At 57.9% G+C, this 15,102-nt stretch carries 11 protein-coding genes and 1 pseudogene; 2 read left to right on the top strand and 10 right to left on the bottom strand.

Features of this window, described 5'->3' with window-relative positions; translation table 11 throughout:
• Positions 1–74 precede the first annotated feature (74 nt).
• Positions 75–2,171 (top strand): TonB-dependent receptor, encoded by a 2,097-nt coding sequence (locus J5M56_RS04965; protein WP_207870069.1) that lies wholly within the window; start codon positions 75–77, stop codon positions 2,169–2,171.
• A 72-nt stretch (positions 2,172–2,243) separates the two neighbouring features.
• Positions 2,244–2,499, top strand: a pseudogene (locus J5M56_RS27215) (hypothetical protein); the annotation flags it as partial.
• Positions 2,500–2,583: 84 nt separating this feature from the next.
• Here the strand turns inward: J5M56_RS27215 and J5M56_RS04970 are convergent.
• The 10 genes from J5M56_RS04970 to J5M56_RS05015 form a co-directional block, all read right to left on the bottom strand.
• Positions 2,584–3,750, bottom strand: coding sequence for an OmpA family protein (locus J5M56_RS04970; RefSeq protein ID WP_207870071.1), 1,167 nt, complete (start codon positions 3,748–3,750; stop codon positions 2,584–2,586).
• A gap of 21 nt (positions 3,751–3,771) precedes the next feature.
• On the bottom strand, positions 3,772–4,212 hold the full coding sequence (gene tssE / locus J5M56_RS04975) for a type VI secretion system baseplate subunit TssE (RefSeq protein ID WP_207870073.1): 441 nt from the start codon (positions 4,210–4,212) through the stop codon (positions 3,772–3,774).
• A 4-nt stretch (positions 4,213–4,216) separates the two neighbouring features.
• Positions 4,217–4,753, bottom strand: coding sequence for a type VI secretion system lipoprotein TssJ (gene tssJ, locus J5M56_RS04980; protein WP_207870075.1), 537 nt, complete (start codon positions 4,751–4,753; stop codon positions 4,217–4,219).
• Positions 4,734–5,831, bottom strand: a complete 1,098-nt coding sequence (tssG, locus tag J5M56_RS04985; RefSeq protein WP_207870159.1) for a type VI secretion system baseplate subunit TssG — start codon at positions 5,829–5,831, stop codon at positions 4,734–4,736. The genes tssJ and tssG overlap by 20 nt, the downstream gene beginning before the upstream one ends.
• Positions 5,795–7,564 (bottom strand): type VI secretion system baseplate subunit TssF, encoded by a 1,770-nt coding sequence (gene tssF / locus J5M56_RS04990; RefSeq protein ID WP_207870077.1) that lies wholly within the window; start codon positions 7,562–7,564, stop codon positions 5,795–5,797. Before tssF ends, tssG begins: the two co-directional genes overlap by 37 nt.
• A gap of 23 nt (positions 7,565–7,587) precedes the next feature.
• On the bottom strand, positions 7,588–9,174 hold the full coding sequence (tssA, locus tag J5M56_RS04995; RefSeq protein ID WP_207870081.1) for a type VI secretion system protein TssA: 1,587 nt from the start codon (positions 9,172–9,174) through the stop codon (positions 7,588–7,590).
• On the bottom strand, positions 9,171–12,170 hold the full coding sequence (locus tag J5M56_RS05000; RefSeq protein ID WP_243430503.1) for an ImcF-related family protein: 3,000 nt from the start codon (positions 12,168–12,170) through the stop codon (positions 9,171–9,173). Before J5M56_RS05000 ends, tssA begins: the two co-directional genes overlap by 4 nt.
• A 343-nt stretch (positions 12,171–12,513) precedes the next feature.
• Complete coding sequence (locus J5M56_RS05005; protein ID WP_207870083.1) at positions 12,514–13,647, bottom strand: hypothetical protein; 1,134 nt, start codon at positions 13,645–13,647, stop codon at positions 12,514–12,516.
• A 73-nt stretch (positions 13,648–13,720) separates the two neighbouring features.
• A complete protein-coding gene (locus J5M56_RS05010) occupies positions 13,721–13,984 on the bottom strand; it encodes a PAAR domain-containing protein (RefSeq protein ID WP_186477196.1) in 264 nt (87 codons plus the stop codon).
• An 83-nt stretch (positions 13,985–14,067) separates the two neighbouring features.
• Positions 14,068–15,084 carry an SUMF1/EgtB/PvdO family nonheme iron enzyme gene (locus tag J5M56_RS05015; protein ID WP_207870087.1) on the bottom strand — a complete coding sequence of 339 codons (1,017 nt, stop codon included), beginning with the start codon at positions 15,082–15,084 and terminating at the stop codon, positions 14,068–14,070.
• Positions 15,085–15,102: the final 18 nt, after the last annotated feature.

Below are 15,102 nucleotides of genomic sequence, written 5' to 3' on the forward strand. Positions count from 1 at the left end.
CCCGATTCGAACTGTGGCTGGGGCTTGGCGGTTTTGCCTCCCAAGCCCTTGAAGCCACCCACGCAGGACGCTGCATGCATTCCCCCTTTTTTCGCCGCAAGGCCCTGATTGCCCTGCTACCTGGGCTGTGCCCGCTCGCCCAGGCCGAAACCGCCAGCACCTTCAACGTGCTCGAGCCGGTGGTGGTCACCGGCACCTATGCGCCCAACCCCAGCTTCGACCTGCCCTACTCCATCGATACCGTGGACCGCCAGCAGATCGCCGATGGCCAACTGGGCGTCAACCTGTCCGAGGCGCTCAACCGCGTACCTGGGCTGGTGGTGCAGAACCGCCAGAACTACGCCCAGGACCTGCAGATTTCTTCACGTGGCTATGGTGCCCGCGCTGCCTTTGGCATCCGTGGCATCAAACTGCTCAGCGACGGCATCCCGGCCAGCACACCGGACGGGCAAGGCCAGGCCGCGTCGTTGAACCTGGATGTGGCTGACCGTATCGAGGTGCTGCGCGGCCCTGCCTCGGCCATTTATGGCAGCAATGCCGGCGGCGTGATCCAGATGTTCACCCGCGACGGCTCAGGCCCGCCCAAGGTTGGCGCCGAAACCACCGTCGGCAGCGATGGCTACAACAAGAACCACCTCTATAGTGAAGGCGGCACCGAGCAGGCAGGCTTCGTGCTCGATGCCTCGCGCATGGACACCGATGGCTACCGCGACCACAGTGCAGCGCGCCGCGACCAGACCTTCGCCAAGGTGCATGTCAAACCCGACGAGGACAGCCGTCTGGCGTTGGTTGTCAGCACCTTGGAGCAAAATGGCACTCAGGACCCTTTGGGGCAGACCTGGGAGGCCTATCAGCACGCGCCGCGCTCGGTCGCTGCGCGCGCCGAGCAGTACAACACCCGCAAGAGCATCCACCAGCAGCAGGTGGGCATGAACTATGAGCGCTACATTGGCGATGCCACTTTGCAGTTCAACCTGTATGGCGGCAAACGTAGCGTTATTCAGTACCTGTCGATCCCAAAGGGCACGGCTGCCAACAACCGTGGCGGCGGCGTGGTGGATTTCGACCGTGAGTTCCATGGTGGCACCCTGCGCTGGATCCAGCCGATCAGCGTGGCGCCCGGCAACCTGAGGCTGACGGTGGGTGCCGACTACGACCGCAGCCGGGACGACCGCCGCGGCTTTCAGAACTTCAGCGGCGACACTTTGGGCGTGAAGGGCGAGCTGCGCCGTAATGAACAGGACACCGCCACTAGCCTGGACCCTTACGTACAAGCGCATTGGGAACTCGAGCGCTGGACCGTCGATGCCGGCCTGCGCCACAGCAGCATGCGCCTGCAGGTAGACGACCGCTTCCTGGCCAACGGCGACGCCAGCGGTTCGAAGAAGTACCAGCGCACCACGCCGACGCTGTCGGTGATGTATGCCTTCACCCCGGACCTGCACGGCTATATCAGCGCTGGCAAGGCCTTTGAAACCCCCACCCAGGCCGAGATGGCCTATGCCCCTGGTGCACTGGAGGGCTTCAACTTCGGCCTTGAGCCGGCCACCAGTGTTCAGTACGAGCTGGGCTTGAAGATGCGGCCGGATCAACGCACGCGGGTCAACGCCGCCATATTCGAGATCCGCACCAAGGACGAGATCGTGGTAGCCGCCTCCACCGATGGCCGCACCAGCTACCGCAACGCCGGCAAAACCCTGCGCCGGGGCCTGGAGCTTGGCGTTGAACGCGAACTGAATGAGCAGTGGCAGGCCAACCTGGCCTTCACCTTGCTCGATGCCACTTATGATCAGGCCTTTACCCAAGGCAGCACGACCATCGACAAAGGCAATCAGCTGCCTGGCGTGCCGCGCAGCAGCCTGTTCGGGGAGCTGGTGTGGAAGCCTCGCGAGGGCGTCAGCATGGGCCTTGAAGGGCAATACCGGAGCAAGGTGTATGTCGAAGACACCAATGACCAGCATGCGGCGCCGGGATACGCGGTGTTCAACTGGCGCACGCGCTTGCAGCAGCAAGTCGGGCCTTGGACCTTCCACCAAGTGGTGCGCCTGGATAACCTGCTGGACCGTCAGTACGTCGGGTCGGTAATCGTCGGCGATGGCAATGGCCGCTACTACGAGGCAGCGCCGGGCCGGTCGTGGTACGCGGGGGCTGGGATGGAATATCAGTTCTAGGTGAAGAGCCCTTTGCGGGTGAACCCGCTTGTATGTTTCGACTTGAAGGGGTGGTGGGACTACCACCCGAGTCTGGCTGTTCAGAGCAGTAAAGACCGTGGGAGACATCGCCCCACCCCCTTCTATCATCACGATGACCGCGTTGAAGTTGTCAGCCTAAAAAATTCCAAGCTCGTAAAAAAAAATGGCTGAAGCCGCAATCGCCGAACACCGCCAGTGCTGTTGAGGCGACTAACAGCTATCTCATGGACTTAGCTGAGCTGGCCTATAGCTTGGGTTCCAGGTTTATGTCATCGATGACTTGCAACTGAGCAACCACCGGAAAAGCCATAGAGGCTGCTGCTAAGGGCCGCACTTGCACTCCCAATTGCGTCCAGTGCCCTGACACTCCAAAGACGCCACCCGTTCATCGTCACGCCGCCTCATCGCTGCCAAGCGAACGCCCTGCAGCCTCTAGCTCACCGCAACCACTACCTTCAGGGACCAAGCGAATATCCACACGACGATTCTGCGCTCGGCCCTTCAGGGTGTCGTTACTTGTCACCGGCTGACTGGCCGCGACACCCTGAACTGCAAAGCAACTGTCCGGGATATCGCCCATGCGCTGCATCCAGTCGCGCACTGCAGAAGCACGGGCACGAGAAAGATCAAGGTTCTTGGCCGCATCACCCCGCGCATCCGCGTGTCCCGTAATCACGATGAGCCAACCAGGCTGAGCCTTGATGCCCACCAGGGCATTGACCAGCAACCTGGTAGAGCCGGGTTTCAGTTCGGCGCTGCCGGGGTCGAACAGGTTTAGGCTGTCGAGCTGGATTGGCTCAGGGGCAGGAGGCTCGTTGACTTGTGTGGATGCCCATTGTTGCCACCCTAACCAACCCAAAAATGCAATGGTGACCATCAGGGTCAGCAGCCACGGCAGTACAGCGCGCGTTTGCGCAGGATGCTCAACAACAAACGTGTAGGACGACGGTGCAGGCAAAACAGAGGCGATATGAGGACTGACCGATGGTTCAGCAAACGATATCGATGGCTGAGACAAAAGCGGCATCGGCGCCGCCATGCTTCCAGATACGCGCTGCAGGAGGCTGACTATCTGGTTTCGAAACACCTGTAGCGAAACCAATGGCGCGTGACCAAGGCGCTCCAAACGCTGCTCCAGCCGGTTCAACTCAACCATCAGCTCGCCCAACGCCGCCGAACTTGACCTGCCCCATTCCACCCTGCGAACCAAGGGATGCAACTGAGCAAACAGCCATGCCATGAGATCGAGGCGAGCTGATGCCTGTACTGGCCACAAGCGTGGCCACTGATCGGTCAGCGTCGAGAGCAGTGCCAGCCCTTCCGTCAAGCCCGCCAGCCCCGTGCGGTAGCTGCGCGCAAGCACGAACGCCACTGCTGTCTGCAGCTCAACCCCGTTCAGCTCGAAGAGGCGCAAGGACAACCCCTCGACCTTTGCCCAATCCACGTCTGGGCAGGCAGGGTGATTGAGCTTTGCCAACTCACCGTGCAGCAGCTTGAACTCATCAAGGTTGCCCGGATCTGCGCCCAGGCGAACACGCATTTCATAAAGCGCCGTCATCCGACCCCCTCGGTTGTCTGTCTAGTACTTGGGCAGGTAGCCTTCCTGCTTGAGGTGACGCACCACAGCCCGGCCCTCAGCCCCGAGTGTGGTGCCAAAGGTCACCCGGCCGCCGCCCTTGATGAGTACCTCAAGGGCGTATTCAAGGTGGCCAGGGCGAGACTGAGGTAGCAGCGCGATGCTCACCTCGGCCAGGCGTGGCTCATAACGACGCAACGTTCGTGCGATGTCATGCATCAAACCATGGGCCGAGGCAGGTAACCCTTGCAGTACCGTGCCCATGTCCGGCAAGCCATAATCCGGCAGATGCGAGAGCGAACCGGCACGGCTGTTGAGAATGCGCTGGACATTGTCCAGCACCGAGAGGGTCAACTGGTCTTCTTCACTGGCCTGGTCCAGCTCCAACTCACCGCTGAAGTTCTGCAACAGGATCTCGTAGAGAGAGGGGCTGGTCGGGAACATGCTCTCAGTCCTCTGCTTGCGGTCGAAGCGTCAATCGGTTATCGCCCAACTCAATCACGCGGGCCTGATCCGGGTCGAGGTCGTCACGGTCCAGCACAAGCCGCCACGTATCTTGCAGAACATCCGGACTTCTGAACAAAGCGACTACACCGACATACTTGGCTTGGGCTTGCAGTGGTGTATTGAGCTGCGCTGCCTCACCGGGCTTGATCACCACGACGCGCTGATCGAGCAGATCATCACGAAGCACTCGCTCGTCTTGCTTCACCAGTTCGTCATAAGTGGCATTCTGCAACGTCTGGCTGCCCCTCAACTGGTAAACCCGCACCAGAACCGGGACCGACAGTCCGCTCATCTCTTGGGCATTGGTATTGATCGCTGAACGGCCATTGAAGTCCAGATGCAGCGTTCTGACTTGCTTGTAAAAAATTGCATGCGTGGTAGATGCCGTGCCATCCGCCACCTTCTGTGCAAGACCACACCCACTCAATACACCAATCAGAGTGGACGCTGTGAAGGCCTTAAAACGCGTACGCCACATGCTGTACCTCTCTGCGGCAAGGGTTCAATTGCAGGCCTCGGTATCGGCCCAGATTGATCGTGATCGTGTCTTCTTGAGCCATTGGGTGAACGCCCTTTGCTCGTTTCAATACAGCAGTCATTCCCAGCATCGACTGGGTACGTCCCAATACCGGAACCGGCACCATTTCTCGCGCAATAATGAGCTGCAGCAGCGCTGTACAGCGCCAACCCAAGTACACCTCCAGTAACACGCGCAGATCGGCGATCAGCCGACCACCGGGAAGCCACTCGCGCGCTTCATCCTGGTCCTCGGTACACAGCCGCAGGCGCAGTTGGCTGTTCGCATCGTGACCGACAGCACCTAACGGCATGCCTTGCCCCAGCATCACCGGACGCTCGGGCGAAAGACTGGCAGGCTGCGCAAGCGGTACTCTCTGCGGCCAATGCCCAGTCACCTGCACCTCTGTCTGCGGCGCCAGCAGTTTCACCAGTGCACCAATGCCCTCGGCGTTACGCGTGGGTAGACGCATCACACTGAGCAAGGCCAGGAAACGTGACATGGGTGTGGCAATGCGCGCGGCCGTACCAGGGATTCCCAGCCCGATCAAACCCAGTAAGCACTGTGATGTGACATCGCGCCCGCCCGGCTCGAACGTAGCCGGGTAGGAATACTTGCGCCAGATTCGGTAGAACTGCGTGAATATCCGGTGGTTGAAGATGTCGAGGAAATGTTCTAACGCCTCATGGCCTTCGCGCCGTTGGGCGATATCGTCCAGATAGGCCGTTGGCAAAGGAGAGTCGACCCCATACAAACCCAGCAGCCGAGTACGCACCGTCAAGGGTTGCTCAGGAAACGCCTCATCGATTTCGAGGCCCTTCAACTCACCTGCCGGAAATCCCATTCCAGGGTCCGGGCGGAACCGAACCCGGTCGTCGCCCGGGTGCGCTGTACTCCCCAACGGTGGCTGTTCGTCCAGCACCTGCTCCAGTACTTGGCAAAAGCGGTAGACATTCGCCGTTGACGCCTGCTCCGCCAGTACTTGGAGAATGCCCTCTGCCTTCAACCGGGAATACGCTGACTGTGATGTTCGCTCCATCGCAGGCACCTCCCCGTTGGTTGCAGCATCATGGTCAGTTGCGTGCACAAGTGAATATCCGCATACAGGGCGAAGAACCGGCTGAGCATTTCACCGAACAGGTAGATGTCCCCCTCCCCCGAAAAACCATTGCTATCGACAGTCACCTCGATATCCACGCCTCGTAACAGAAAGCCCTTTTCGAATCGCTGAATCAGGTGATGCTTGACGTCGATAATCGCCTCCAAGCGCCGTCGATTCGTTTCGCTACCTGTCCATTCATACAAAGCCAGCGTGCCGCGCAGTACTTCAGCACTGTTGAGCATCGGCAGAAAATTCGATCCAAGGTGACTGAGCACACGCCAGTGGAAACGATCACGGTTTGGCGGGTAACACGGCAGGGTCGGCGCAGTCAGATTGCGTACGCGCAAGCCTGCCTGTGTGGACTGCGCCGCTGAATCGAGCAATGTACTGCGCAGTGCTTTGCGCGGAAGTTGACCATTGGTACCGGTCAGGCGCAGCGACAGGCTTTTGCGCTTGAGCAGAACATCCTTGTCAAAGCCCTCCCCACCGAGAATCAGCCACGTGTCATGAAGGCCATTGGCTCCACGCCTCAGGCGCGTATGAAAGTAGCGTTCGGGGGCTTCGTCGCGCAGCATCCCCCCTTTGTGGCGGAAGCTACTGAAAGGCACATAGTCCTGACGCACGCTATCTTTTGCCCCTGAAACCCTGTCGACCGAATAGATCTCGGTATGACCGTCCTGCAAGCGCATTGGCCTGAGCAGATACTCATTCTGCAGGGGGTCCAAGGTGAGGGGATCCGCTTCCAGTGCAAACAGGTTGATCACCGGGACAGCGTGCAAACGAATGTGCTCTGCTGTGGGCGTGGCAGCATGTGACCAGGACTCGCCGAGCACGACTTCAAGCTCGAACCACGGCGCGCCCGCAGGCAGCGTTATCGACTCCAGGCCGCAGAGCGTCACGAACATGAACTTCTCTCGGAACGTGAAGTACTCAAGCAGCAATTGATAACCGCTGAACGCACTCTCGCCCTTAGGCCAAAGCCGATCGTCTTCAGCAAAGCCCTTGGGCTTGAAATACCCTGCGAATCCTTGCCGATCCGCTCTGCCCGGCACGCGCACATAGAGCGACTGCACGTTCAAGGTCAGCGCTTGATGCAACACACTGGCAAGCGCGGCATCGGCATTCAGATACAACGGTATCTGCGCGAGGTCCAGCTGATGCCCATCGACCAATGTTCCACATGCAAATCGTAGGCGCAGAACAGCACATCCGTCTGGCTCATGATCAAGGCGCACGTTATCAAGCTGAAGTGGCCGCAGCGTCAAATCCTGCGTGGTCGAGTAGCGACATCGAGTGCGATGCTGCCCCACCGGCTGTGACAGCACCTGAAAGCCACTTGCGACCACCTCACTGCCTTTCATCTGACTGACATCAGGCATCAGTTCAACGATGGCCAGCGAGGGTATGGTGCGTAAGTAATGCGGCCATAACAGGCTGACCAACCCCTCTGTCAGCTCAGGCAAGTCGTCGTCCAGTTTTTCGCGTAGACGCCCCATCAAGAATGCGAAGCCCTCGAACAAGCGCTCCACATAGGGGTCTTCAGCGCCGGGTTTGTCCAGATTGAGTTGCGCCGCACGGTCTGGAAATGCCTGGGCAAACTCTTTGCCCGCTTCGCGCAAGTAGCGCATTTCAGCGTCGAAGTAACGCAGAGTTGGGTTGTCCGTATTCAAAACAGATTCCTGATCGATGTGGGTCAGCTGCACAACACCGCAGCACGTACTGGGTCGATTGATACGAGCGCGGCGAGCTGGTTTTCCATTTGTCGCGCCAAGGCAGGCTTGTCGGCCTCGTTGCGCTGGGCCTTCAAACGCAGGAGTTTGAGTAGACGCGCCTTGACCTCGAAAAGCAGATCCGGCTCCCAGTCGGCAAGCGTGTGACGTTGCGCGGCAGTGTCCAGCTCCGTGAACAAATGAATGGCCAGCTCAGCCTTGCCAAACTGCTCGGCCACACGCGCCATTAGCAAACGCAGGAGCCACTGCTGCCGCCCGGTCTGTACATCCGGCCGGCTCGCCAACCAGGCCAGCGCCTGCTCGACACCGTCGGCATCCGCTTGTGCCAGTGCTTCGGGCTCCAAGGCGAGTATTTCGCATGCCCCCGTCGATGTGGCAGGCGTAGCTGCGGGCAGCCACTGTTCCGGGCGGTTACCACTGACTTGCTGGTTGATCCACTGACGCGTGGCTTCATCGGCGAATGCCGAGCCGTCATTCCAATGGAGCATTTCCACCCCTGGCAGACGCAGCAGAAGCATGCCCAGATCATGTTTGAGGACATTCGCCCAGCTGTTCTGGGGCTCTGCTGATTTGCTCAGGGCCTGGTGCAGATACCATTGCAGATCCAGCCAGAAGTGGTTCACGCCTTCGGCGTACATCCCCTCCACCTGGTCAATCAGCTCGCTCCAGTTTTGCTGCAGGTGCAGGCGCTTGAGCTGCGCGCGATACTCGCCGCGAGGCGGTGCCAGCCGGGTAATCCCTTGTGCATCGTGCGGCGGCACCTGATGCACGGTGTCCCAACGCAAGCTTTTCATCAGCCGATGTGCTGCCAGCCACCCCTCTGGTTGCTTACGCAGGTAGCTTGCCAGCCCCCGGCCACTGTCCAGCAAATCTCGTCCGGACTTGATGGGCGATGGGCTCGGGCCTGTGGCGTTACCGCCCACGGCTGCATCAGTACTGACCTGCGGGACGACTGCATCAACGCCACCCGACACAGCGAGGCGAGCAATGAGAGCACTGTACAAGGCGTCCAGTCGCGGGCGCTGCTCTTGCGGCCAATTGCTGAAACCGTGTTCAAACCATACCAGGGCAGCTACCGTCCGCTCGGCTTCGGCCTTGACCACCTGAGGGTACAGCGACAAGCTTGCCAACACTCGGTTGCCAGCAAGCCACTCCAAGGCCATCTTGCGGCTATTGGCACGCACCGGCAGGATATCGCAGGCGTAACGCTCCATCAGCGCAGCCAGCAAGTTCAACCCATCAGCCAGGCCTGCCTCACCGTCCCTGTGCAAACGTGCCCAGAGGTAGTAAGTGGCAACACGAAGGTCTTTGCAGGACTGCTGGAGCAGCTTCTGCGCCAGTTGCGCAACCAGGTCCACATCCGCCCCGGAGAGTTTGTTGACCTCTTCGCGCATGCGCTGGAAATCGTCGTCGTAACCTGGATCCTCGCCCACTGGTGCATCATCGCTGATGGGTGTTAGCCAAGGTTCCCAGCATTCGCTGTGCTTGCGGGCAATGACCAGCGGCTCGCTTGTGGGCAAGCAGCTCTCTACCAGTCTTTTCAGGCTCATTCATAACCCCCAGCTTGCGAGTACTGCGGGGTATCGCGGCCATCTATCAGAAAGATCTCTCGCGGCAGGCTGAACCCGCGCAACTTGAGCAGTGCCAACGGGCCTTCGCCCAACTCCGTGCGCAAATGCCAAGTGAGGCCCAGGCCATCCGGCGCATCCAGCACGACCTGAAAACGACTGTCGCCGTCGTCCAGCGCCGTGACATTGGCCTGCTCCAGCAGACGAATCAGCCCCCAAGTGCCCTGGTAGTCGGCAAACAGGCGTTCGCCGGTATGGACACTGCTCCACGTCAGGCTGATGCCCGGATGGTCACCCTGCCCGGGCCACTGGAAGCGTTGCCAACTTTCTCGCTGGTTGAAGTAGTGATGCTTTTCACCGTTGAGTACGAAGGTGGTCTGCACCACATCACGTACAGGCTTGCCTTGCAGCTCGAAGCTCAAGCCCATACCGCCATCGGTGTACAGCACATCGGCCAGCTGGCTCAGTTGGTTGATCGCTGTGAGAAAGTCCGGGTTGAAACGCAGGCCCTGGCTCTGTCGCGCGTCGGCCACCCAGCGGCTGCCTTCCTTGCGCAGAAGCCCCGTGAGCTGCTGAGCCAGGAACTGCTCGATCCGCCCGGAATCGGCACGGATCATCTGCCCCAGCATGGGCAAGGAAGCATCACTGCTGGTGGCGGCGATGGGATAACGGCCGCTGAAAGCGCCTTGCCATTCATCGACGATCGCGCGCTGCCAGGCCCGGTTGAGGCCGGCCGACGACGGCTGCAGAATCTGTTGCCAGGCCTGATCCAGCGGCTGCACGAACAACGTATTAGCCGCTGGCCCCCAGTCAGCGCCGAGGCTGGCGGCGATCAGGTTGCCATAGGCCTGGGTATCGGTCAGGTCCGCGCCCTTGCCTTGGAATACCGTTTGCGCCAAGGTTTGAATCATCGCCTCGGGGTCGGGCGCATTGACGACCTGTTGCAACCTCAAGCGCACGCCGGTGACCCGGATAAGGAAGGCTTGCAGGCTCAGGCGGCCATCGACTGATCGCCCTTCAGACTCCTTGCCCAGCAACGCCATCAAGGGGCCAAAGGTATTGTCGAGCGGGCCGCTGGGTGTTTGGGGAAGTTGATCGACGATCGGCGCTGCTTTTTGTCCTACCAGCTTCTGTGCTGATTCGATCAGGGAATCGGCCAGGGCCTGGCCACGGACGCCGGCCTGGCCTTGATAGCTCAACGTGTTCATCAAAGCGATCAGCGGTGACTGACGCACGTCACTCATCAGCGTCAACTGTGCAATCACATCGCTCAGGCCATGGCCTTGCTGCCAGCGCAGGCTGTTGAGGAAGCCCAGCCAGGCACTGCTGTAATCCTGGAAGTAGCGGGTGGTCAGCCGCTCCCTGAGTTCGTCGGGGCTCAACTCTTTGGCAATGTCGTTGGGGTTGTCGCTGAGTACCCAGTCGATCTCTTCGCGGCGCGCCTGCGCTGCGTCCTCGATGGCTGCACGAACCTGCCCTTCCCACGCTTGGCGGGTAAATACACCAGGGACATGTTCAGCAGTGGAGAACAGCGCGCCCGCATCCGTGCCACCGACCATCTCTTGCAGACCCAATGCTGGGTAGTGGTTCGCCGCGTTGTCGAGCACCTGCTGGTACAAGCTGCTTTCAGCTTTTCGTTGCCCCAGTTCACGCAGCAGCACCTGGCGTGTTTGGGCGATCAACCTGAGGTCGGGCTTGATCGCCCAGTCAGGGTGCTCGGGCAGATGCTGGCCGAAGAACGACCACAGCGCCGGTTCCACAGCGCCTAGGATCTTAACCAAGAAAGCAGCGTCAGCTTTTTCCGGTCGCGCCAACATCAGATAGGCTTTGAGGTAGTTGTACGTCTGCTGTGCCCGCTTGGCGCGTTGGGGGCTCGCTGGGGATAAGTTGACCAATGCTTTGAGCCGTTTTTCCAGTTCGGAGACGGCGGGGTCACGGAGCAGCTGGTTATTGGCCTGCGTGTAGAGCGGCCACACTGCTTCACGCAGCTCGTGCGACCGGTTCAGGCCAAAGCGCTGATACCACGGTGCGCCGTGTTCTGATCGATAGTCCAGGCGGGAGAGTTCGCGTACCAGCTCGCCCAGTGCGTGTTTAGTGTCTGTACCTGCTACAGGCTGCTGCAAAGGCCTGTACGCCGCCGCTGTCTGACCGACCTCGGCACGGTTGCTCGCAAACGACAACAGCAAGCCGATGCCCCAAATGAAAGCGAGGCCGAGCGCAGAAACGTAGGCGACTCTGGCGGGGTGCCAGCCCAGTCGCCGGGCTTGGGTGGAGCGATCGTCGAGTATTCCTGACCAGGCAGGGTCTTCAGGCCAGTGATGATCCACGCGACGGTTGTTCTGGAGTGGCAGCGGTAAGCTGAACCACACTCCACGCAACCAGACGTCGCGTCGCCGGAACAGCGCGGACAATGCAGCGCACCATCCGGAGACACCCTCGGTCGCCACATCGCGTGACAATCGAAGCAAGAAATCATGATCAGAGTCTTTTTGAAGCTGCGATAGACCCTGCTCACGTAAGGGTTGTGCGAGCATGCCTAAGTGGTCGGCGAGCCGCACTGGCGATAATGGTACCGGGAGCATGCAGCCTACCGCTCCGATTTCGCGCGTGTGCTGCGGCCACATACTGTCGCAGACCTGCCACACATGCAGCAGCAATTGGCAGCGAAGGGTTTTGGCCAGACTCTGCAAACGACGAACGCTGTCGTTCATCGCGCTCACGTTATTGCTTTGGTCTTTGTTCAACGCCCAGACCACCCCATCGAGCGCACGGTTGCGGCATAGGCCGCGCCACTGCAAAAGCAACGCGTCTTGCGGTTCACCTTGGATGCTGCCGGCCCACAGCAGCACGGTGTTTTGCCCTTCCAGCCAACGCTGCTCGCTTAACCCAGGGGCAATCGCCTCGATCTGCTCAAACTCACCGACCACCAACAACAGTCGAATTTTGCGCCGCCAGAAGAAGCCGTAGCGTCCCTTCAAATGCGCCCTCAACTCGGGTACGCCGAATGGAGCCTCAGCCTTAGAAACCACGTTACTCCCAGTCGAAAGAGTCCAGTTGGCTCCGAGCTTTTGTCCCGTCAGAGCAATAAAATCTCTCGCGCCCAACATTCGGATAGCCAATTCGCCGACGCCATCGAGAAAGAAAAATATCAAACAGCCGGTCAACAACACTGCTGACCATTGCAAGCGTGCAGTCTCACTCCTCACCTGCACTACGGGATTATCGACCCAGATCAATACCCCACCCGCAACGAGCAAACACAGGATCACTATCCAGACGCTGATTCTCTTCTTATTCACGATCAATCCCTATTTCAAGATCTCATGCAGGCCGGACAACAAAAATTTGAGAAGAGCCATCATGTAGCAGGACCACCTGCGGAACGTCCTCCGCCTTAGCACACTCACTAGCAACGATTAATGCGACATTACCTACTGCACATCCAGGCAAACCAAACGAATCATCCAATCGATGACACCTGGCCACGTTAAAAGGGAAACGTGCCGCATTCACAGCGATACTTGTCTCACGTAAAACGTCACCAGGCACCTGAGCCTGCCAACTGAAGTACGTTTCTTCTCCGGCACGCAGTTGCCCCCAACGAAATGCATCCGTAACTGCATCCTTGATAGAGCGACCAGCGCACTCAAGTTGGACAGGGCGATGGACCAGGGCGATCGAATCATTTTTTTGCGTATTAGACCACTGCGAAGAGCCCAACAACACAGCAGTCACGGTCTCGGCCTGTTCAGCAACGGGGTTTAGAAAAAGGTTAATTTCTACGGACACTAACAGTTGATGTCGTTCCGGCGCATCCAACCAAGTGTCCAGCCACATTACGCCATCATCGTCCATTGCAAAGACCACGCTATCAGTTAAGCGGGGGTTGGTGATAACTGCAGACCAAATAGACAGAATCTCCTCATTGCTGAGCACTTGGTTATGCCTGATACGAACATCCACAGCAAGACCGCGCGCCCCGATCTCTAAATCAGACTCCAACCCACGTACGACTTTTTGTAAAAATCCACGTAAACGCTTAGCGTATTCGGACTTTGAGTGATTTTTTACCGACGGTTTTAATTGGCTCAACCGCATTGTCAAAGCTGGTCCTTCCAGATAAATAGGCTGTAGAGGCTTACTACCCAAACGCAAGGCCTGAGCCAGCTTATTACTACCCGCCCCGGAACAATAGGATACGGCCAGTACTGCAACCGTACGCTGGCCGCGCCGAATGAGTGACCGCTCCAACTCATCGCGACTCTCATTCCAGCTCTCTATATAATCTCGATGCTTCTCGTACGCCAACAAACGCAGTGCGTAGAACAATAACCCGGCAATCAAAACTCCTAATAACGCGCAGATCCAAAACCACAATGATGTATGCCAACTGTCCACCCGCCAAAGCAGGACCACCAACCCGCCAACGACGAGCGAACAAAGCAAGATGACCACACCCCATCGCCAGTGTCGAGGTTGCCGGGGTAGCAATCGCCTCTCGGGTAATGAGTTCAGGTCAACTGCCATCTCACAGCCTACCTGCTTGAGGGAGCGACGTGATTAATTCACAACCACAGGAACAGCAATGACCGTCCAAAGCAATGGGCCGACCTTTAACTTTCGAACCTGTATCCCCCTCTGCTATTTCATTCACGCCGTGCCCAGGTAGTGGACAAAAAACAGCATCACCTACGCAAGCGACATCGAGCTGCATGAATTTCAATCCACTGGTGCCGGCAAGTACCTTGCCTCCCGAAGACAGGTTGTCGCCAACACGAATAACTCCACGCATATCATTAAGCACCAAATAATAAAATCATTACCCGCTCTTCAGGCAGCCTGTATTTAAATACCCCTGAAATACAGAGCTCACCGCTACTCAATCCGATTGTAACTATTAACAACACACCTAGCCGTTTTATCGCCCAACACAATCATTCTATCTTCGGATGCATAACCATGCGGATTCTCAGCGGTTCTGTGCACATTCACTCCTCCTCCCCAGCTTGGATTGGCATATGCCTGACCACGTACAACTTTTGTATCCCGGCCATAGTAGTCCTTGGTAACGGGTGTCTCCGGCCCCTGGGGGTCAATTTCTGGGGAGTACTGATAATAATTTTCGTCATACCAATCCTTAACCCACTCCAGCCCATTATCCGACATGGCATAAAGGCCCAACGGATTGGGAGGAAACCTGTCTACCGGCAAGGGGGTAAGACCGGCCGTGCTCCACCCCATTTGTCTAGCAAACTCCTCACGATCTCGATAAGTAGAAATGTTAATTCCTTTAGGCCCTCCCCCATATTCAGTAAAATCATCATTTGTCTGCTTATAAGTACCGTCATCAGTGGCCACCATCAAAAACTGCCCGCGACTGCGTGCCGCGTACTCCCACTGGGCCTCAGTGGGTAATGAGAAAGGAAGACTGGATACTTTAGCCAGCCAATTGCAATAGCGGTCGGCCTCATACCAGTCCATATGCGCTGGCAAATTAGGTAAAGCATGAATGTTCTTCCATTTCTTCTGCAATGCCCCATTCTCAAAAGAACGCAAATTCAGACCATTGCCCTTAAGATACATCTCAAACTCTTTATTTGAGATCTTAAATCTTGCAATCGAAAAGGTGCTCAATTTGACCTTATGTACTGGCCGACTGTCTCCATCACCATCATAGGGCATTTGCTCCGGCCCATACTCTAAGCCATAATCCCCCATCAAGTATTCACCACCTTCAACAAACACCAAGTTCCTTTTTACTTCTTCGACAAAATGCTTAATCTCTACCGGAGTTATCCCGAGCTCCTTATGATCAACTCCACTCCCCAATTGGTCACAGCCTGACAAACTCAAAAAGACCAAAAAAAATATAGACACCTTGAAAATCTTCACGTCCACTCCAATTAGATT

Source organism: Pseudomonas sp. 51_B (assembly GCF_017491595.1).
GTDB classification, from domain to species: Bacteria; Pseudomonadota; Gammaproteobacteria; order Pseudomonadales; family Pseudomonadaceae; genus Aquipseudomonas; species Aquipseudomonas promysalinigenes.

Excerpts from the sequence above, each read along its gene's own strand:
- J5M56_RS04970 (WP_207870071.1), bottom strand. The coding sequence starts at position 3,750 with ATGACGGCGCTTTATGAAATGCGTGTTCGCCTGGGCGCAGATCCGGGC.
- tssE (WP_207870073.1), bottom strand. The coding sequence starts at position 4,212 with ATGTTCCCGACCAGCCCCTCTCTCTACGAGATCCTGTTGCAGAACTTC.
- J5M56_RS04965 (WP_207870069.1), top strand. The coding sequence starts at position 75 with ATGCATTCCCCCTTTTTTCGCCGCAAGGCCCTGATTGCCCTGCTACCT.
- J5M56_RS05010 (WP_186477196.1), bottom strand. The coding sequence starts at position 13,984 with ATGCGTGGAGTTATTCGTGTTGGCGACAACCTGTCTTCGGGAGGCAAG.
- tssG (WP_207870159.1), bottom strand. The coding sequence starts at position 5,831 with ATGGAGCGAACATCACAGTCAGCGTATTCCCGGTTGAAGGCAGAGGGC.
- tssA (WP_207870081.1), bottom strand. The coding sequence starts at position 9,174 with ATGAGCCTGAAAAGACTGGTAGAGAGCTGCTTGCCCACAAGCGAGCCG.
- tssJ (WP_207870075.1), bottom strand. The coding sequence starts at position 4,753 with ATGTGGCGTACGCGTTTTAAGGCCTTCACAGCGTCCACTCTGATTGGT.